Source organism: Sphingobacterium sp. UBA7038, assembly GCF_002494055.1.
GTDB lineage: Bacteria > Bacteroidota > Bacteroidia > Sphingobacteriales > Sphingobacteriaceae > Sphingobacterium > Sphingobacterium multivorum.
Window position 1 is genome coordinate 72,070 of sequence record NZ_DLAV01000012.1, and the last position, 21,162, is coordinate 93,231.

At 43.1% G+C, this 21,162-nt stretch carries 10 protein-coding genes; all 10 read right to left on the reverse strand.

The genetic code is table 11. The features are described 5' to 3' along the window. Nucleotides 1–153 precede the first annotated feature (153 nt). The 10 genes from B3H30_RS06630 to B3H30_RS06675 all read right to left on the reverse strand — a co-directional run bounded on the left by B3H30_RS06630 (nucleotide 154) and on the right by B3H30_RS06675 (nucleotide 20,969). Entirely contained in the window at nucleotides 154–1,749 is a 1,596-nt protein-coding gene (locus B3H30_RS06630; RefSeq protein WP_070567387.1) for a RagB/SusD family nutrient uptake outer membrane protein, read from the reverse strand. Between the two features lie 11 nt (nucleotides 1,750–1,760). Next, nucleotides 1,761–4,730 carry a SusC/RagA family TonB-linked outer membrane protein gene (locus B3H30_RS06635; RefSeq protein ID WP_070567389.1) on the reverse strand — a complete coding sequence of 990 codons (2,970 nt, stop codon included), beginning with the start codon at nucleotides 4,728–4,730 and terminating at the stop codon, nucleotides 1,761–1,763. An 11-nt stretch (nucleotides 4,731–4,741) separates the two neighbouring features. Further along, nucleotides 4,742–7,327 carry an alpha-amylase family glycosyl hydrolase gene (locus B3H30_RS06640; RefSeq protein ID WP_070567391.1) on the reverse strand — a complete coding sequence of 862 codons (2,586 nt, stop codon included), beginning with the start codon at nucleotides 7,325–7,327 and terminating at the stop codon, nucleotides 4,742–4,744. 195 nt (nucleotides 7,328–7,522) lie between these two features. Continuing rightward, entirely contained in the window at nucleotides 7,523–8,533 is a 1,011-nt protein-coding gene (locus B3H30_RS06645; RefSeq protein ID WP_286709858.1) for a LacI family DNA-binding transcriptional regulator, read from the reverse strand. A 201-nt stretch (nucleotides 8,534–8,734) separates the two neighbouring features. Further along, nucleotides 8,735–10,018, reverse strand: coding sequence for a Gfo/Idh/MocA family protein (locus B3H30_RS06650; protein WP_070567396.1), 1,284 nt, complete (start codon nucleotides 10,016–10,018; stop codon nucleotides 8,735–8,737). A gap of 109 nt (nucleotides 10,019–10,127) precedes the next feature. Beyond that, complete coding sequence (locus tag B3H30_RS06655; protein WP_083296005.1) at nucleotides 10,128–11,969, reverse strand: alpha-L-fucosidase; 1,842 nt, start codon at nucleotides 11,967–11,969, stop codon at nucleotides 10,128–10,130. 53 nt (nucleotides 11,970–12,022) lie between these two features. Next, entirely contained in the window at nucleotides 12,023–12,988 is a 966-nt protein-coding gene (locus B3H30_RS06660; protein WP_083296006.1) for an SGNH/GDSL hydrolase family protein, read from the reverse strand. A 29-nt stretch (nucleotides 12,989–13,017) separates the two neighbouring features. After that, on the reverse strand, nucleotides 13,018–15,660 hold the full coding sequence (locus tag B3H30_RS06665) for an alpha-L-fucosidase (protein WP_070567400.1): 2,643 nt from the start codon (nucleotides 15,658–15,660) through the stop codon (nucleotides 13,018–13,020). 27 nt (nucleotides 15,661–15,687) lie between these two features. Continuing rightward, on the reverse strand, nucleotides 15,688–17,448 hold the full coding sequence (locus B3H30_RS06670) for a RagB/SusD family nutrient uptake outer membrane protein (protein WP_286709860.1): 1,761 nt from the start codon (nucleotides 17,446–17,448) through the stop codon (nucleotides 15,688–15,690). A 17-nt stretch (nucleotides 17,449–17,465) separates the two neighbouring features. After that, nucleotides 17,466–20,969, reverse strand: coding sequence for a SusC/RagA family TonB-linked outer membrane protein (locus B3H30_RS06675; RefSeq protein ID WP_286778387.1), 3,504 nt, complete (start codon nucleotides 20,967–20,969; stop codon nucleotides 17,466–17,468). Nucleotides 20,970–21,162: the final 193 nt, after the last annotated feature.

The following is a 21,162-nucleotide window of genomic DNA, read 5'->3' on the forward strand; positions in this document are numbered from 1 at the left end:
TGTTTTCAATAGCTGATGAAAGCCCAGGTAACTGACCATTCGCCAATGCGTCGAACAATAGATATTGCCCGGTTTCATCTGTCAACAATTGTCTTATTACAGGTAAGGCTACATTGACCGGAAGAGACTCGCCGTCTTCCTGTCCGATGCTGATTAATTATAGCCTGGATTCTGTACAAGATTGGAGTTCGCAATAATATCCGAAGCAGGAAGTGGGAACAGCGTCCTATACCCGGCAACTGCCTGACCTGCAAGCACACCACCTTTAAAAGGCCAGAGGTAATTATCACCCGTAAATTTGCCATAGCGGATTAAATCCGAACGTCTAAATCCTTCCCAGTATAATTCTTTCACACGCTCATTGAGAATATCATCCAAAGAAAGATTCATTAAGTTCCCACTGTTGTTTCCATAGGCACGTACACGCAGTTTATTGACATAGTCCAGCGCCTTGGCCAAGCTGCCGCCAGAGCCGCCACGCAATGTCGCCTCAGCATAGATCAAGTTCATCTCTGCCAGACGGATCAACGGGAAATCCACCGAAGCAACGAAACCTTCAGCTGCCGGAGGAGCAGTTTTTCCGTCCTTGTTCACATTGCGGAATTTGGTAACCGCCAGTCCTTGCTTATAGACGGCGATATCTTCAATTTTAACGCTTGTATTTAAGTGAAACATTGCCCTCTTGTCCGTTGCTCCGCTGTAGTCTCCGAAAATCGTTGCGATATTGTCGCGTGTCCGATTTCCGGCCCAACCGCCGCCGGGTACACCGAAAGAAGTGGGATCCATCGTTGCGTCAATAGCTGCATTGATCAGATAAGTTGTACCACCCTTGCTCTGTGTTTTGGTTCCATCATAAGGCAGATAGAAAATAAATTCGGGGTTGTTCACATCATTATCCGCGTAAAAGAGCTCCCGATAATTTGTCCCCAAACTATAGGTCGAGTTCAGTACTTTTTCTGCGTATGTAATCGCTTCGGTATATTTCTTATTACCGGCACCCAGGTAAACTTCAGCGTTGAGGTATAAACGAGCTAACAGCCCCCATGCCGCAACTTGATCGACACGACCATATACATTCTGTTTGGCACCTTTTAGCTGGCCTGCAACTTCCAACAGCTCTTTCTCTACATACGCAAAAAGTTCAGGTCGTTTGATCTGAGGCGGCGATACTTTTCCGACAGGAGTTTCTTCGGTTACAAATGGTGGATTTCCAAACAAATCAAGCAGCACCCAATAATTATAAGCACGTAAGAATCTTGCTTCGGCACGATAATAAGCGATTTCTTTTTTATCGGCATCTGAAATACCGCGTTCGGCCAATTTAGCATCTGTACTTTCTCTTAAAAATTCATTGACAAGTGTGGCACTATAGACACAGCGGGTATAAAGACCACGGAGCATGGGATTGCTATCGTCAAAATCGAGGTAATCCAGTCCGCTAATCCCCGAATCATTGAGCCAGGCACAGGCGGCCTCATCGGTTGTAAGTTCCTGTGCGTTCCAAAAGAGGCGTAAAAAATCCGATGTACCGGCATCCAATCCTCCCAGATCAGAGTTATTCGGCCCCGATGTACTGGTTAAGGTCAATGATCCATATAATCTTGCGAAAGACGAGGTATAGCCTTTAAAATCACTGTAGGCTACATCTGCAGTTACGTCGTTGGTCGGTTTTAGATCCAAATCCTTATGGCAGCTGCTCAGTGCTATAGCCAGCAAGCATACACCTATATATTTATTTAATTTTTTCATTGTTATATCGTTTAAAAACTCACATTTACACCCAATACATAAGTCCTTGGCCTCGGATAAAAGCGATCGTCTATACCGTTCGATATCTCTGGGTCAACACCTTTATAATTGGTGATCGTAAATACATTTTGTACAGTTGCAGAAATCGACATTGAAGCGTTACTATTCCGGATAAATTTTCCAAGGTTATAACTCAGGTTGACATTATCCATTTTCAAAAACGAAGCGTTCTTAATGTAGTAATCACTTCGGAGCTGTTTGAGCAGAAAATTGGTATTAAAGAAATCCACAGGTGCATTATTGATCACCAAAACGGCCTGATCGTTGATATTTGCCCCGCTTCCCAAATTAGAGGAAACATTGTCGTAGACATAATTATCCAAATTTGCGCGCAATACCGTTGTTGCCGACCATTTTTTATAGCTGTATGCCGCCGTAAAACCCAAAAGATATTTCGGTAACGGTGATTTATACAGATAGCGATCGTTATCGCTGATAACGCCATCTCCATTACGGTCAACATAGACACCTTCGACAGGATGCCCCTGTTCATCATATACCTGTTGGAAAACATTGAAACTGTTTGGCATGAAATTAACCTTATGCGCCTGGATATTTCCGCCTGTACCACCACGGATACCACCGGTCTCTACAATAAAGTTTGGATCATCACTCTGTGTCAGATTGGTTACTTTACTCTTATTATAAGTTAGGTTAAAACCGATGTCCAAGGTCGAATTATCCGTTTTTAGCGGGACGAAGTGTACATTAAACTCCAGCCCCTGGTTTTCCATGTTACCCACGTTGGTCAACAGGAAATTGCTAAAGTTAGAGCCTACAGGAACGGGAATCGTGCTGAGCAGGTCTTTGGTCTTTTTCGAGTAATAATCCACGCTACCATAGACCCGATTGTTGCTAAAGCCAAAATCGACTCCAGCATTATAGGTTGTTGTATTTTCCCAACGAATGTCTTTATCGTAGGCCACAGGTGAATTTAAATAGTAGTATTCATCACCAAAGCGATACATCGACTCGTTGCCGCTGATGGTATAATTAGGCAAATAAGAATAGTTGGCGATGCCATCTTGCTGCCCGGTTTTTCCATAACTTAAACGGAGCTTCAGTTCGGACACTGCAGCTATATCTTTTAAAAAGCCTTCATTTTTGGCGCGCCAGGTGAATCCTACAGAAGGAAAATATCCCCAACGGTTATCAGGACTAAAACGGGAAGAACCATCCGACCGCAAGGTTCCCGACAGAACATACCGGTTGTCATAGGTATAAATCAGACGCCCATAATAAGAGATCAACAGATTTTCGGGTTTATCAAAAGGCCGAGTAGGTTCATTTAGGATCTTATCACCTTCCGCATTTGTACGGTTAAAATTGTAAACCTTACTACTATTTTTATAGTAGCCATAGCCCAATGTCGCGTCTATCGTACTTTTGATTGTAGGTAATTCCTTATCATACTTTAAATAAAACTCCAGCGTTTTATTGTTGATATCGGTTTTATATTGGGTTCTTTCACCCCCTTCATTAAAATTACGTGCAGCTATCGCTGGTGTAAATGTGTTCCCTTTCGAACGCGCCAGATCGTATCCAACGTTTAAGTTGGCATGCAGCTCCGGCAGGAAATGAAAACTATAATCCACCTTTGCATTTCCAATACTTCTAAACACATCGCCATTATCTTTGCGTAAATCCAACAAGGCTAAAGGATTTCGTGGTGCATTGGGATTAGGTTTCCCCCCTTGAATCCACTCATAATACCCGCCAAAACTATTTTTATCATCCACATAAACCGGTTGAGTCGGATCAAACTGAATAGCAGAACCAATTGCATCCTGTGTCGCAAATTTAGATTTTGACCAGGTACCACGGACATTTACATCCAATGAAAGATGATTGTCCAGAAATTTTGGTGTTAATGCCAATGCAGCAGTAGTTCGTTTTAAGTTATCATTTTTCAATACCCCATCCTGGTTCATATAGCCCGCAGATATACGGTAAGGCATATTGCCCGCTTTGGAAGCAATATTAACGTTATTATCCGTTGTAAATGCATTGCCATAAATCACATCCTGCCAGTCGGTATTTGCTGTTCCCAACAACTTTTTCATGGCATCACTACCATTTGTATTGACGTAATCGCGGATTTGATCGGCGTTGAGCAACTTTACTTTATTGGCTACGGTAGCCAATGAATTCTGTGTAGAGAAGTTGATTTGTGTTCCTGAGCGACTGCCTTTTTTTGTCGTAATCAAAATAACCCCATTCGACGCTCGCGAACCATAGATGGCTGTTGCATTGGCATCTTTCAAAATTGTAAATGTCTCGATATCATTTGGGTTAATCAAACTTAATGGGTTAGCTACCCCAGATACAGAACCACCTGCCAATGGAATTCCATCTACGACAATTAACGGATCGTTACTGGCGTTCAATGAAGCTCCGGTGCGGATACGGATGGTGCTTCCTGCGCCCGGCTGCCCCCCACTTGTTGTAATCTGTACGCCTGGAACTTTGCCCATAATGAGTTGCTCCGGCGAGGAGATCTGTCCTTTTTGAAAATCTTTTGCAGATACTGTACTGATTGAACCCGTCAGGTCACTTTTCTTTTGTGTACCATAACCAATCACCACAACCTCTTCCAGTGCACTGGTATTGGATTTAAGGTAAAGGTTTAACGGATGCTGTCCATCGCCGACCTGGATCAAGGTATCCAGGGTCGCGTATCCGACCATACTTACTTTCAGACGTAATTTCCCTGTTTGTAGTCTATCCAAGCTAAAATCCCCATTCGCATTGGTAGACAGTGATTTTTGAATCTCCTCGAAGCGCAGTGTAGCACCGACCAAGGAACTCCCCTTCTGGTCCATTACTCGCCCTTTTAGCGTTGCCTGTTGCGCGAATGCCGAAGCACTTACACCGAGTAGCATGCTCAGAGCCCAAAATGGACGTGATAGCTGTTTGTTCATAAAATAACTGTTTATTTATTTAGTTTTGTTTTGCTTATCAATTGATACTGCCCAGGTAGGAGACTCAATTTTGACTGGCCAGACCAATTGAGCTCTTTTCCCGTAAAATTATCGACCCACTGCCCCTGCAACGCTGCCGGCAAGTCAAAGTCCACACTTTCTACCCCAAAATTGCCAAGTACCCCTACTTGTTGTCCTTCCTTTTCGAGAACAAAATATTTAACGGCATCTTTCATAGCCGAGGTTATAATTGTCCCGTTTTGGAAAATGCTATTTTTGGTTTTGAAACGCGTGAGTTTGGCGTAAGTCTCAAAGAGTTTTTTGCGATCATCTTGTTGTAGATAACTCCACAACAATGGTTTTTCGCCCGTGCGCCCATTTTCATCGATAGACACATCATAGCCGTATTCGCCAAACTGCCAGATCATCTTAGGTCCGGGCGAAGCCAATAAAAACACGGCGGCCTGTTCCATACGTTTTAATGCCGTGCTGAGGTTCTTAATGTTATAGCTACCTGACGAATTGCCGTAATTCAGGCATTTGAACAGCAGCCGCTGTTCGTCATGGCTTTCCATATAAGACACAAACGAGGGTTGTGTCATGCCGTGGCTCGAAGGGAATAATCTGCCTAAATCCGAGCCGTTGTTGGCATTCCAGCCCATCGCCGCCTCATTGAAGACCCCATTCATGTTGTTCCATAGCAACATCCCCGATTGCGCAAGTTCGGCCTCTTCCTGATCTCCGCCAAGATGTTCGAGAATAATATAACACGAGGGATCGATGCTGCGAATATGCTGCTGGTATTGCTTCAAGATAGCCACACGTGACGCATCGTAAGCATTCCATGCACTTAAATCACTTTCTGAGGTACCCGAATTTTTCTGTGTAAACCCTTTAGATAAGTCAAATCGAAACCCATCAATCTTGTACTCCTGCATCCAATAGGTCAAAACATCCTTGACAAAAGTCTGCGTGTAACTACTTTCGTGGTTAAAGTCAAAGCCAACATTGAACGGATGCTTGGCAACCGTATTGAACCAAGGGCTATTGCCAGCGACGTTGCCCTGCTCAAAATAAAGCTGTACTAGCGGGGACTGACCAAAAGCATGATTAAAAACAACATCCAAAATCACGGCAATACCATTTTCATGACAAGCATCTACGTATGCTTTCAAGTCGTTTTTTAAGCCATAATATTTATCCAAAGCGCGGTGGAAAGAAGGGTTATAACCCCAGGTCGAATTCCCCTCTGATTCCTGTACAGGCATTAGCTCGACCGCATTTATACCCAGCCTTTTTAAATAAGGCAAAGAATCTTTCAATGTGGTATATTGATGTTGTTTGACAAAATCACGGACCAAGAGTTCGTAAATAACTAAATCACCTTGAGCTGGCTTATTAAATAGCGTGGTTTTCCATGAATAAGACTTGGCTGGGAGATCCAATACCCCAACTACTCCCTGCGCAGCAGCGGGATAAGCAGGTACAGCCGCCGCGGTCAGTCCGAGTACGGCATCGTTTTGCGGATCAAGAATCAGCTCAGCATAGGGGTCGGCGATATTCAGTTGACCGTCCACCAAAAACTGATAAGTCTGTTTTTTAGAGAAATCCAGATTCGATACGGTAACCCACCAGGTTTTTCCATCCGGTGTCTGGCTCATCGCATAGGCTGGTAATGCTTTATAGTTATTAAAATCGCCCAAGACATACACACTCGTTTTTAATGGTGCTGTGAGCGCAAAACTGACCTCTCCTTTTTCCCTGTTTATGGTTGTTCCGTTTGCATTGACGCCTATCGGGAGTGCAGCGATGGTAGGTTTTGATTGCACAAATAACTGTGCTTTACTGAAATATATTTTGCCCCCGGCCTCAAGACGTGCTTCAAGCTCGTGCAGGCCATTGCTCTGTAGGCTGAGCGATTTTTCTAATGACAGCCCAGCAGAAGATTCAGCAAGCAATAAACCATTATCCCAGATACTGATTTTTCCGGACTGCGTTGCCTGTACTTTTAACTTCAGATTATCCCCAACGGTGTACATCTGCTCCAGGGTAATTGGATCTGTGGGTTGCAGCGTAGGCGAAACAAAACGAATGGCCTGTGTATTGCTCGTTACAAGAGGAAGAAATAGATCTGAATTATTTTTGTTTCGTTGGACCAGCGACCCATCACCATTGCGGACTAAAAGTGCCATCTGACCAAATTCTCCGCCATTAGTCAGGTTAAAAAATTTGGAGGGGGTAAATGTGAATGAATATAAACCAGCAGAAATAAATTTAAGTTTATAAGCATTGTCATTCTTTGACCAATCTGTTGCTACATGTTGCCAGCTGCCCCCATTGACAGGAATCAATCCGGCGTGTAAGTAAAGGTCGGTAGTACTACCTTTTAGAGCCGCATTTCCTTTCGAAAGATCAAATTGAAACGTAATTTCCTGATCCCAATAGATAAATGGGGCGGAAAGATTGAGCAAACCAGATCCCTGCTGTTCAATAACAGGAGGTTGCTCGACATCCACGATATCTTTCTTATTTGCACATGATGATAATAGGACAATCACCCAGAGATACCCTATTAAACGAGAGATATGCTTCCCCATCGATAATTAGCTTTACTTGGAATCTGAAATTGGGAACGTTCCCGAAATCAAGGTAAAAAGAAATCGCTTGTGGCGATTTGCTGGATTTCCCTATCCAATATTTTATACAAATTGATTATTTAAATACTTTCGGGAATGTTCCCGAAAGTATTCAAAGCTAAATAATGTGATTACAAAAAACAAATATTTTTTTTCTTATTTCAGGCTAGATTTTTGAAAAATAAGCTGGGAATCAAGGTAAACCGAATTAGCAAACTTTCTATTTTCAGGGTCTTCCATCTTATCCAATAGGTATTTTGTTACTAATTGGCCCATTTCATAGGCTGGTTGTTTCACTACGCTCAGTGCCGGGTCAATCAGATCGGCGATATCCAAACAAGAAAAACAAATGATTTTAAGATCTTCCGGAATACGAATTGCGAGCTGCTTGGCGACCCGTATACTTGAAATAGCAAGACGTTCTACCGAGGCAAATATGGCATCGGGTTTCTCCTGTTCGATCAGGTAGGCGATATCTTTCATATTCTGATCAGCATCATTGACCGTATCCAAAATAAGCGCTGGTCTGATCGGAATCCCCACTTCCTGCAGCGCCTTTTCGTAACCATCTTTACGTACCTTACCGATGGAGACATTCGGATTGATTGCAAGATAAGCGATCCGCTTACAGGCATTATCGATCAGGTGTTTGGTTGCCAGGTAGGCTGAATCAAAGTCATTACCTGTAATATACCCCCCCTTCCAATCGTCATAAGCACGGTCAAAAAACATGACCGGTATTCCCCGTTCCGCCAAAAGTTGCAAATGCGAATGGTCTTTCCCCTCACCCGAAGCCGAAATGATAACGCCATCCACCCGCCCATTGGCCAGTGAACGTACGATTGAGGCTTCATTTTGCACCTGATGATCCGTCACATAAATTAAGGTATGATAGCCCTTGGAACGCGCCACAGCCTCAATTCCTTTGATGGCTTGCGAGAAAAACTTATTGCCAAATTCGGGAATAATAATCGCAATGGTCAGACTTTTATTTGCCTTTAGACTACTCGCATAAACATTTGGTGAAAAACCGATTTCTTCGGCCATAGCCAGAATCCGAGCTTTTGTCGTTGGATTAATGTCCACATTATCCCGAAACGCACGGGAAACGGTCGATTTTGACAAGCCGAGCTTTTTGGCCAGATCTATTATTGTTAATTGCGACATATCAAGATTCCCTTTGCTGTTCGAATGTAATAATTGTTGGATACAAATAAAGCAATTATCTGTCCAGAATAGCAAATTTTCTTTTTGTCCTCTTTATTTTAAATACAAGTCTACATTGTTGTAGAAATATTGATCTATAAACAAAACAGGCTTAGCAAATATGCTAAGCCTGTTTTTATCATTAGTCGACCATTTTCTTGATTAGAACTTTCTAAAATCCCATTCTCCGCGATAAGGGCGGCTACGCATGAGGTTAGCATAATCATTGTCGAACTGTTCCTTTTGTGGATTCCATTTTAAATCCTTTTGAAGTTCATAGGCAATGTTGATGGCATTGCAAACAGAGCTCGTTCGATGGCCTATTTCAACATCACAGATCGGCTTACTTCTTTTTTTGATCGCGTCTACCCAGTCCTGATAGTGATTATCACTGTAATACAGGCGACGATCTGTGGAGCTCAATTTAAGATTGGCCAAATTCTCGGGATTCGAACGGATAAATTCGCGGCTTACTTCAATCTTACCTTTTTCACCAATAAATTGAATCGCGTTATGTACGCCCCATTGCACATGGTTTACCCGAACTCCATTGGCATAGTTAAAGGAAAGCCCGCTATTGCTATTTGCTGCTTTAGGTGGATTGAATTGCACCGGGCCAGATTCGTCCATGCCCAACGCCCATTGCACAATATCAAACATATGTGCTCCCCAATCGGTAATATAACCACCGCCGAAATCACGGTAACCACGCCACCAAGCCCATTTATCATCCTCAAGCGGTGGGCTTAAAATCGGGTTATAACCGCGGTAAGGTGAAGGTCCTACCCACATATCCCAATCCAAATAATCCGGTGCTGGCATAGCTGGTAGGTCGCATTGTTTGACCGGTTCGCCCACAGACACATTAATTTCTTTTATTTTGCCGATATAGCCATTGAGCACCAGTTCTGCGGCTTGTCTAAAATTATAGGAAGAACGCTGCATGCTACCTGTCTGAAAGACACGTTTATATTTGCGGGTTGCATCGACCATTGCTCTCCCCTCGGCAATGGTAAGCGCCAGGGGTTTCTCACAATAAATATCTTTGCCGGCCTTAGCTGCATCAACAGCAACCTGTGCATGCCAGTGATCTGGTGTTGCAATAACAACAGCATCAATATCTTTCCGATCCAATAGTTCGCGATAATGGTGATAGGCCTTGATCTCAGTCTGTGCTTTTGACAATTCCGTTTGCTTTTTCCCTGTCGCAGCAATAAATGCGGCCAACTTCTTACGGTCCACATCGCAGGCCGCCAGACTTGCGATTTCCTTGCAGCGATTGAGACCGTTCATCAAAGTATAGGATTGTTTTCCGACACCGATAAATCCAAGATTGATACGATCACTTGGTGCAAGAAATCCATTTCCGCCTAACACAACGCGCGGGACAATTGTGAAAGCCAAAGAGGATACAATCCCCTTGGCTATAAAATCTCTTCTTTTCATTTTTTACTGTTAGTTTATTTTTCTGCTCGTCTTTATAGACACTTATTCGGTCCTCGGCGGCAAAATTGTTTATGTATGGATGATTTGTCTAGGCTTTCTCAAAAATAGTTTATTCTTGAACCGGAACCAGTGTAATTGACGCAATCTCAGGTAATGCATCGCCATCAATTGCCGTAGCCTGCAGCAGCACTTTTGTACTTGGCTCTCCGATCACTTGCTGTGATACTTCTATTGTTCCCATGACCGCTTCCTTAAATGCAGTTCCATTTTCATTTATAAAGGCGAAAGGAATCTTTTGTCCAAGAGCGGTTAGCAAAATTTTGCCCTGATGTTTAGGATTAGGTAGATAATTGAGGAGTACTCGGTATTTACCCGGTTTCTGAATTTTAATATCCCAAATTACTTGATCGGCAAGATCTTTCCATTGACCAATGGCGTTCGGGCGGTTTGGATCATGGGTATGTGCACCAATAATTTTTAATCCCTTTCCTTCCTGTAATTTTGCATTATTTGCGTTCATCACGATACGTCCATCTGCCTGTGTTTGGGTCAGGCTTTCCTCAACAATTGGCTTTCCCTGGATTTCGACCACAATAACCTTCGGTCCTTTCTTATTGTCGAAGATATCGACAGGAATTGCTGGTCTTCCGTTTTCTAAAGTGGATTTTAAGTTCATTTTAGGTGAAGCTAGGGCGTAGACAGCCGTCACTTTATTTTTGATGGGCAGATTTATTTTTCCATCGGCCGGACGATCAAAAACATGCAGATACAGCTTCCCATTTTTTTGGGTACAATACCCCCAATCCAAGGCTTGGAAAGGACTCGCGGTGGTACCGTAAATAGATTCGCCATTGACCTTCATCCATTCCCCGATTTGCTCCATAATCCGCACCGCAGGTTCAGGAATGGCTCCGTCACCATCGGGTCCGACATTTAACAGGAAATTTCCCCCTTTACTCACCGTTTCCACAAATAATTGCATGATCTTGGGAAAGCTTTTCCAATTTTGGTCATGGGCGCTATACCCATAACTTTCATTCATGGTATGGCTTACCTCCCAGTACATACCCGGCAAACCTGTTGGTGGAATATATTTTTCGGGAGTTCCGATATCACCGTTCTTATTTTCGAGTCCGTTCCAAAATCGATTATTGATAATAATATTAGGCTGCCATTTGATCAGGTCTGTCAAAATATGCTTTGTCCCCCAGGCTTCCCCCTCATGCTGTTTACTGCTGAAATCGGGCCACAGCACGTCCAGCCGCCCATAGTTTTGTGCAAGTTCCTTGATTTGCCCATAGAGATAGGCTTTGTAACGTTCATGATCTGGCTGATGCTTATTCACATTCGGGTTCAGCTGAAAAGCTTCATAAGAATCGGGATGCTGCCAATCCAAGAGCGAATAATAAGCTCCTACTTTCATTCCCTCCTGACGGAAAGCATCCATAATTTCGCGGTAAAGATCTCTTCCTTTCGGCGATAAATTTGCCGTACCCGTAACATCATTTTTCAAAGCATAAGGTTGCTGGCTATTGAACAGGCTAAAGCCTTCGTGGTGTCGGGAGGTCAGTACCATATACTTCATTCCCGTTTTTTTCGCAAGGCGTGCCCAGGACTTTGGGTCAAAAGAACCTAAAGTAAATTTTGGTTTCAGTACTTCGGCATACTGCTTACTGGGAATTTTCCCCCAGGTTTGTATCCATTCGGCATAATGTTGTGGATATTGTTTCCCTTCAAAAGAACCACCTGCAGCACTGTACAATCCCCAATGGATAAATAACCCAAAACGGGCCTCTTTAAACCATTCCATACGTTTATCTTGCGTCTCCTGCCAACCTGCAACACCTTCATACGGTGGCGATTTGGTCTGTGAAATAGCAACATCGGTCATACACAGCAACATTCCCACAGCTGCTGCACACTTCCATTTAAAAAAATTGATTTTCATCATGATATAGATTTATACATAAAAGTTCATTTATTCAGATTGCAAGCTATCGCCGATCAGAAACCCAACGCTTTAATTTCATCCTGAATAACAGCATATGCTTTGCTTGCATCTTCTACTGGAATTCCCTTGGATAGTCCAGGTCGTTTATGACCTGTATAGGTGAGCCATGCGTCTTTCATCATCGTCTGCCTTTTCAAAACAAGCGTATATAACTGGCGAAGTTTTGGTTGACTGCGCAAATTGTCATCCCATGCGCTTTCAATCGGGAAATCAGGCATCAGGTGCTGTACTATTTCCTTAGCCATTAGCCAATGCCCCAACTCTCCGGGGTGCACCCCATCTGCGGCCAGTTTAAACTGAGCGTCTTTCTCGATCTTAGCTTCCAAGTAACGACGCATGGGAAAATGCAGGTCTATGATTTCCCAGGACTGCATCTTGGCATAGCCGATAAGCCATTCGGCATAACGATCCAATACTTTATTGTAGCCATTGAGCCGAAGCTGCGGATCATCATGCACTGGAGGTGTCATCCATAGGATGCGTTTGACGCCCTGATCGACCAAACGTTTGTGCAAACGGATAATTCCATTTTTATAGGCTTCAAAACGGATAGCATCAAAAGGGAGATAAATGCCGTCATTCATACCGTAACAAACAAAAACAACCTCAGGTTTTATTTTATCAAGCACATTGTCCAGTCGATCAAATAGACAGGGGCGTGGAAATTTTCCATCGGCATGATTCGGTTCACTGAGTCCAGAAACGGTCTCACTTGGTAAGCCCGAATTAATAAACTGAGGTTTCCTTTTCGGGTGACTGCTCAGGAATAGACTTTCTGTCATAGCGACATATTGCCCCGCGTAAGTAATGCTATTGCCTAAAAAAAGTACTTTTTGTCCATCGTCCCAGCGAAAATTATCCGTTTTTTTTTGTCCAACCGCTTGCACATACCATATACTAAAGCAGAGCAATAATGGCAAAAAGCGTATTTTTTTTGTTTTTAATAATAGATTCAACATCGTTATAATTGATAAAGCTAATAGCGGGATTAGCTTAGTTTTATTTTTAGCGCATAGCCCAAGCTGCTGTTTTGTATCTTCTTGGGTAATTTCAATTGCAATCCATGGTTATCCTGCTGGAAATCGATCCGACCAAACCCTAGAATTTCCACTGATTTCACTTTAGCCATATTTTGGTTCAGGGACTGTACGTTGACGATTCCATCTTTGGGTACTACAAGAGCCATCGCATATACAAAATCATTCTTCTGTGTAAACCAAAAATCCAAGGCTGTAAAAGATACTTTAAATCCTTCCCTTTCCCGTTGCTCGGTATCTGTTATCCGAACTGTTGTTGGTCCCTCATGCGAAATGGTCCAAGGCGATGTCCCATAAACCGCTTCGGCATTGCGCCGCAACCATTTCCCTAAGATAGCAAGATTTTTCTTTACCGGTGTGGCTACATTTCCTTGTGCATCTGGACCAATATTAAGCATATAATTTCCTCCTTTACTGACAATTTCAAGGAGCCAATACCTTAATTCATCCACATTTTTCCAATCGTGGTCATAAGATTTATAGCCCCAGGAATGGTTGAATGTTCCAATGGCTTCCCAAGGTCTGGTAAAACGCTCAGAAGAGTCAGGAATCCGATTATCCCCAGGAATGGCATAATCGCCCATACCATTGCCAATTCGCTCGGAGACAATAACACGTGGATTACAATCATACACAGTTTTATAGAACCGAAAGCTCTGTTCTGCAGTCATCAATCCCGGCATATCAAACCAGATATATTTCAACTGTTTAAACCGCGTCAAAATTTCCTTTACCTGAGGAATTGCTTTTTCGTTGAGATACGAAGCGAAAGAATTTTCGCTGGGATCCCAAAGATTGACACCGAAAGCATCGGTTTTGGCATGAACAAGATCATGCTGTGCCTTTGTTACCGCATATTGCCCGTCGCTACCATCCCGCCAGTCGATATTCTGTGAATAATAGATACCAAAATCGAGTTTATGCCGAAGACAAGCATCATAAAGTTCCTGAATGATGTCGCGTTTAAAGGGCGTAGCCTGTTTGCTATTGAATGAACTAACCGTTGAACCATATAGGGCAAATCCGTCGTGATGTTTACTCGTCACAACAAGATACTTCATCCCTGCAGCTTTGGCCATTTTAACAATTTTATCGGCATCAAAAGATTGCGGGGAGAATTGATCAGCCAATTTTGCATAAGTAGACCGAGGAATTTTTGCAACCAGTTGAATCCATTCAGCAACACTCGGGCTACCCAAATCTTCCATTTTTTGCCCATTCCATATACCTGCCGGAATAGCATACAGCCCCCAATGGATAAATAGACCAAATTTCTGCTGCTGAAAATCTTTTAATGCCTTTGCCTTCTGTCTATTCATCTCCCCCCATTCGTTCATCAATTGTGTAAGCTGATGGTTTCGCTTGTTCCAGCGCATTAATGCTTCTAGATAATAATAATCTGCGTACACTAGCGGGACGTCAATCTCCCCTTTATGCGGAATACTGCCTACACTATGTTTCAGCACAAACAAACCGTTTGCTCCAACCGCACTGGAGTACTGCGGTGAACCCAATGAGCGCAAGATCGCTTCGGCGACATCCAAATATTCCTGTCGTTGTCCAGTTCCCATGTAGTCAACCAGTTCCAGCAATGCCGAAGCAGTAACCGCTGCTGCCGACGCATCCCGTGGAATAGTCTCAAAATCTGCTTTGCGATAATTCCAGTTTGGGACAAATCCAGCTTGATTTACATCGAAGTCCCATTGTGGCACCTTATCTTGAGGCAGGCGCGGATGCTTTATATAAAACTCAGCCATTTTTAGCGCAGCCTGTAAAAACTTAGGGTCCTTCGTTTCACGGTACATCACGACAAACCCATACAATCCCCAGGCTTGCCCTCTAGCCCAAGCTGAATTGTCCGAAAAACCCTGTGCCGTTTCCCGGCTCAATACAGCACCGGTATTGGGGTCATAGGTAACCACATGATAAGAACTGTAATCTGCGCGATATTGATTTTTCAGCGTCGTTTCGGCGTGTCGAATAGCGGCATTACGATAAACAGAATCCCCGGATAATTTGGAAGCTAAAAAAAGAAGTTCCAAATTCATCATATTGTCGATAATGACAGGGAATTCATACCTATGTTTACCATCCCAAGAGGAAAAGGTATCCCAAGACTTAATTGCACCAACCTTCGGATTGAAACGTGTCAATAGCGATTTGGCGCTCTGGATTAAAATTGATTTGAATGTAGTATCACCAGTTAACCGATAGGCATTTCCATAACTACAGTTCATCACGAAACCAATATCATGGTGCTGCGTATTATATTGATTTTGGCGTAATGAATTCGTCCATTTTAGTGCAGCGTCCCGCCATTGATCCTTGCCGGTATACTCAAAGACATACCAAAGGCAGCCTGGCCAAAAACCACCCGTCCAGTCCCGGATATCAGTAAAAGTTGTTTTCCCCTTGGGATCTGCCGATCGTGGATACTTACGCAGATCGCTATGATCTTTATACAACAAAGCGTACTGTCGCTGAGCCAAATCAAATCCTTTTTTTACCATATCGCTTGTATCCGCACGTAGAAAAAAAGGATGAAAAAGGCTCAAAAAATAAATAAAGTATAGGCTATATCTAAAAAAAATCATGTTTAGGTTCATTTTATATCCATAAAACTAATCGATCCAACCTGGGTTCTGCACCAGGTTCACGTTCATCTGTATTTCTGAGGTCGGGATAGGCCATACGTTCAAAAAGTCACCCTTATAGCTATAATTCCCAACATTTGTCCCCCAAACCTGCTTACGTCCATTGCCTGCTTGAAACACCTTCTCTTTCCAGGTTCCCCAACGCAATTCGTCAAAGTAATTGATTCCCTCATTCGGGAACTCAACCCGACGTTCATTACGAATACGCAGGCGTAAGTCTTCCTTGCCACCGACGGCAGTTGAAGCATTAGCATTTAAAAGTGCTACACCTGCACGCTGACGAACTTCGTTAACTTTTGCTATAGCTTCATTTAGTTTGCCCTCTTCATTCAAGGCCTCGGCCCACATCAATAAAATATCAGCATAGCGGAAAATCGGAAAATCGATAGGACCATAATTGCGATCCACAATCTCATTGACTCCTTCAGCGACAAATTTTCGATAGAAATAGAAGAAATTGATCTGTGTATCGCTCTGAATATCGCCGTCTACCTGTGCCTGCCCGCGAAATGGCCAGCGCATAAATTGAAGACTTTCAACATTCGTAAAATTATAGGCACCCCTAAAAGTCGAATAAGGCGTCACGACATTGGCCTGCAAACGGGGATCACGATTTTCATAGGCTTTTTTTATACGCTCCTCATTGCCTTGCGGTAGGTAAAGACTCATCTTTGCACCTCTCAACGTTGCAGCAGCTTTCTCGGCCTCCGTGAGATTGTTGCGCAGAAAAAACACCTCCCTTTCATTTTCGGTTAAACTACTGTATCCTGGAATAATTTTATCCCATTCAAACTTAGAACCATCGTTATTTTCATAGAGATCGACCAAATGTGGTGAAGGCATGTAATAATTCCAGCCACGCGAATAGACCGAGGGCCAGCCACAAAACAATTGCATATTATTTCCATAGCCTGATTCACTCCGATGCTGAATAGAAAAAATCATCTCAGGACACTGTTCATTAGCTTCTTTAAACAAAGCTTTATAATCTCCGAAGAGTGAGTGGCCAGCATCTTTTACTTTTTGAAAATCTGCCGAAGCTTTTGTCCAATCTTTTCGATAAAGATAAACTTTACCCCGTAAGGCATAAGCTGCCGCCTTTGTTGCATGTCCATAATTCGCATTCCCCGCAGGATAACGATCAGGAAAATTAGTTTCTGCGATACAATCGTTCAAATCAGCTAGGATTTGATTCCAGACATCATCTTCCGAACTACGTCCTTTGACGGCTTCGGCTGCAGTAAACGGCTCAAGGTAGATGGGTACCCCTTTGTAAAGCTGATTGAGCCGAAAATAAAAGTAAGCACGTAGAAATTTAGCTTCCGCAATATATTTCGCTTTCTTTTCTGCTGTAGAAGGTGACTTTAGGGGAATATTCTTTAAGGCATCGTTTGCTCGTTGAATACCTTCATATTGAATCTTCCAAACATTCACAAATAATGGATCGCCGGCGGTGATGGTACCTGTCAATAAGGGTTCATCAAAACGTGCCTGCCCAGTATAGGAGAAACGGTCAAACTGATAAAGTTCATAAGGTGAGATCAGTCCTCTATGCCCCATTAAGAGTCGAAAGGAACTATAGATCCCCGCAATCCCTAAATCAGTTAAATTGTCGGTTGTCCACATCGTTGCGGTGGAGACCGATGAATATGGGGAGGTATCCAAAAGATCTTTTTTGCAACCCAATATACTTGTTAGCAATACAATTGCTATTATTTTTTTCATCATTTTCATTGTCATTCGAATTAAAAGGTAAGATTCAAACCCAGTGAATATTGCCGCATTGAAGGGTAATTTGTTGTTGAACCTATCTCAGGATCTAAACCAGGATATTTCGTAAATGTCAGCAAGTTTTCACCCGCTAAATAGATCCGTAATTTTGCAATTGATAGACGGTTTGCCAAGCTTTCTGGAAGCGAATAACCCAATTGTAGGTTACGTAGTTTCACAAAAGAAGCGTTATACAAATAATAATCACTGGTACGTCCATTCTGTGCATCTGTCACTCCTTTTAAGCGTGGATAATAACCAGCTATCCGGTTGTTGGGATCGGAAGGATTTGCGGCATTATAATAGTAATGGTCATTTGCGACCAATGCCGGTACCGATTTTCCCTGCGCAACGATGGATGAATTGAGATAGAGTTCATTCCAGTAATACGACATATCTGAAGAAGCGGACCAAATCATGGATGCATCAAATCCTTTATAGGCCATATTGATACTGAGGCCGTAATTGAATGCTGGAGTTTCTCTTTTGCCCATAAACTTTTGATCATAGACGTTCCCGTAGATACCATCATCGTTCATATCCGAATAGATCAAGTCACCATACCATATCTTGGTAGGGTCTATGCCATCGGCAGGCTGAAATGAATAGCCAGCAGCGACCATAGCCTTCAACCATTCCATATCCTGTTCCGTCCGGATCATACCGTCGCGTGGCCCTCCATTTTTATCGACAGAACCATCCGCTAAAAAATGGCTTCCCGAACCTCGGTATACATTGTACAAGTAAAATTCATTGATTTCGTGCCCTTCTAAAATACGCTGGTTGACACCGTTGGAAACCATACCGATATTGGACTGGTAAACACGATTACCCGCCGCATCCGTTACATAGCCCTCCGACAATGCTCCTTTATATTTTTCCACCCGATTGGTATTGTAGGCAAAGTTGGCCGAAATTCCATAGTTAAAACCGTTGATTTTATTTTGGTATCCCAGCGTCAATTCAATCCCCCGCTTGCTAACTTCGGCAATATTCATGGTTGCTGCAGTAGCAGTTCCAGTTGTCGCCGGAATGGTCGGAACATATAAGATTCCATCGGTATAAGCACGGTAGGCATCAAATTCGACCGTTAATTTATTTTTCAATGCCGTGGCTGTAAAACCTACATTTGTTGTTGTGGTCGTTTCCCAGTGTAAAAGATCGTTTCCTAGTTTAGTCTGTGCCAAACCACGAACAGCCTGATTATTGAATGAATAGTTTACCGTACCATACGAGGGAAGATGATCGTAATTACCCGGAGAGGCATTATTTCCGGTTTTCCCCCACGAGGCCCTTATTCGCAAGTCATTCACAAAAGCTTTGAGTGGACTCATAAAAGATTCTTCCGAAATACGCCATCCCGCAGAGAATGCCGGAAAGAGCCCCCAGCGTTTGGCGGTTCCAAATCGAGATGATCCATCGTACCGTACCACCGCTTCCGCAAGGTATTTATTAGCGTAAGCATAATTTGCACGACCAAAAAAGGACCGCAAACCGTAGTCAAGCTCATCACCGGTAATGGAACTCATTGTCGTCGCCGAATTAAATGTTGTCAGGTCTGGATGCACAAGCCCAAGTTTGGCCGCTCCGATATTATATTGGTTAAAATACTGTTCATTATACCCCAAAATGCCGCCCACATCGTGTTTACCAAAAGATCCTGAATAACGCAATACATTATCAACGATCACATTGTAGCTCTTGGTTAACCCATACTGGGTGGTTATTTGTCCCGCAGACAGCGCCGCAGTACTTAATTTGTTGGTTGCAAAATTCCATTTCTCATAAGGCACCTGATGCGAATTCGTTTCGGTATAGGCATGGTTATAATTTACCCTGGATTCAAACTCCAAGCCTTTCATGAGATTTAACTTCGCAAATATTGTGGAATTGAATCGATTGACCTGGTTCTTTCCCCCCATCCCATTTAGAAAAGCCAGGGCATTGTTTGCAGTAGCCGATTCTTCGGCAGCAGCCGGGAAACCATAGACCCCGTTGTAAAAAGGATAAACTCCTGGCACGGTTTGGGTCAGGTAAGAATATGCTGTGACCACATCGGCGACACTCAAATTCTGCATATCGCCAAAGGTCTGAGTACCCACAGTTAAAAACTTGGCAACTTTAGACTGTAAGTTAATACGCAGACGTATCTTGTCTGCTCCTGTTTCGGGCATTGTCCCCGGATTGTTGAAATAGCCCACTGAAAAGAGGTATTGCGTCTGTTCGCTGCCGCCATTTAGCGAAAGATTATGATTTTGTAAAAGTTTGCGTTGTCCAAAAAGCACATCACCCCAATTGGTATTTGGATATGCGACTTCATTTGGAATACCAAATTCTGTTAACCCTGTTGGATTTTTCTTCGCTTCTTCCCAGAGGTTGATTGTTGCATCGGTATAAACAGCCGCTTGCCCTAAATTTTTGAAGCCTTCATTAACAAGGCGCATATGTTGTGCGTAATCGGTAATAAATTCGGGTACATTATTGGGGCGCAACATCGAAACCATGCCCGTATAAGACACATTATTTTTTCCCTTGGCTCCCTTTTTTGTCGTAATTAAAATAACGCCATTAGACCCCAAGGATCCATAGATCGCTGCTGTTGCCGCATCTTTTAAAATCGAAATTGATTCCACATCGTTGGGATTGACAGCATCCATAGATCCGACAATACCATCGATCACAACCAAGGGGGACGTATTGTTTAAAGTTCCCTTTCCACGAATCAGTATACTAGCACCGTCTGCACCTGGTTTTCCGGTTGTGGCCTGTACGTTAACGCCCGCCGCGAGTCCAGCCAATGAAGAGCTAAGTGTGGAGGTTGACCTATTCTCGACCGAACTGCCGTTCACGGTTGATACGGCACCAATTACATTTGCGCGTTTCTGGCTTCCATACCCTACGACGACCACCTCATCCAGACCACTTACCTCCTCCTGAAGTACAATGGTTAATTCATCATTTCCAGTGACACTTTTTTCCAAACGTTGATAGCCTACGTTTGAAAATACCAAAGTGCCATTTGGCGTTGGTAACTGAATTGTAAACCTTCCATCCTGGTCCGTGACCGTGGAAATATTAGCTCCCTTCACTGTAATGGTGGTTCCTACCAGGGCTTGTCCTTTACCATTAACGACTTTACCAGCAATGCTCCGCTGCTGGACTTCTTTGCGTTCGGTATTTGGCGGATTTCTTTTGGGTTTTATCACGATCACCTCATCTTTTTTGATCCACTCCAGATCCAAAGGTGCTACGATAGCATTTAATGCATCTTCCAATTTGGCATGCTGTATATTGACTGACAAACGTGCCTGAGCCAATGACTTGCCGGTTAAGAAAAAATTAACACCACTCTGTTTTTGGATATCGCGCATCACCTGATTTAAGGTAACATGCTTTGCGGTTAAGTTTATGGTCTGCGCATTTCCCTCTGCAAACAGCTGCATCGCGGTCAGTAAAGAAATGAGTACGATCAATTTCATAATCAGTATACTTCGTAAAGTTAAACTCCACGGGTGTAGCCTAACAAATGGATAAAAAATCATATGTTTGTACGGTTTGTATGTTATTTATAAATGGTTATCAAAAATTTGCCTTTGGGCAACACTTGTAAGTATATGCATCCAATTCAAGGCAGTGCCCCCCAGCACTGCCCTTTTTGTTTTGCTTATACCC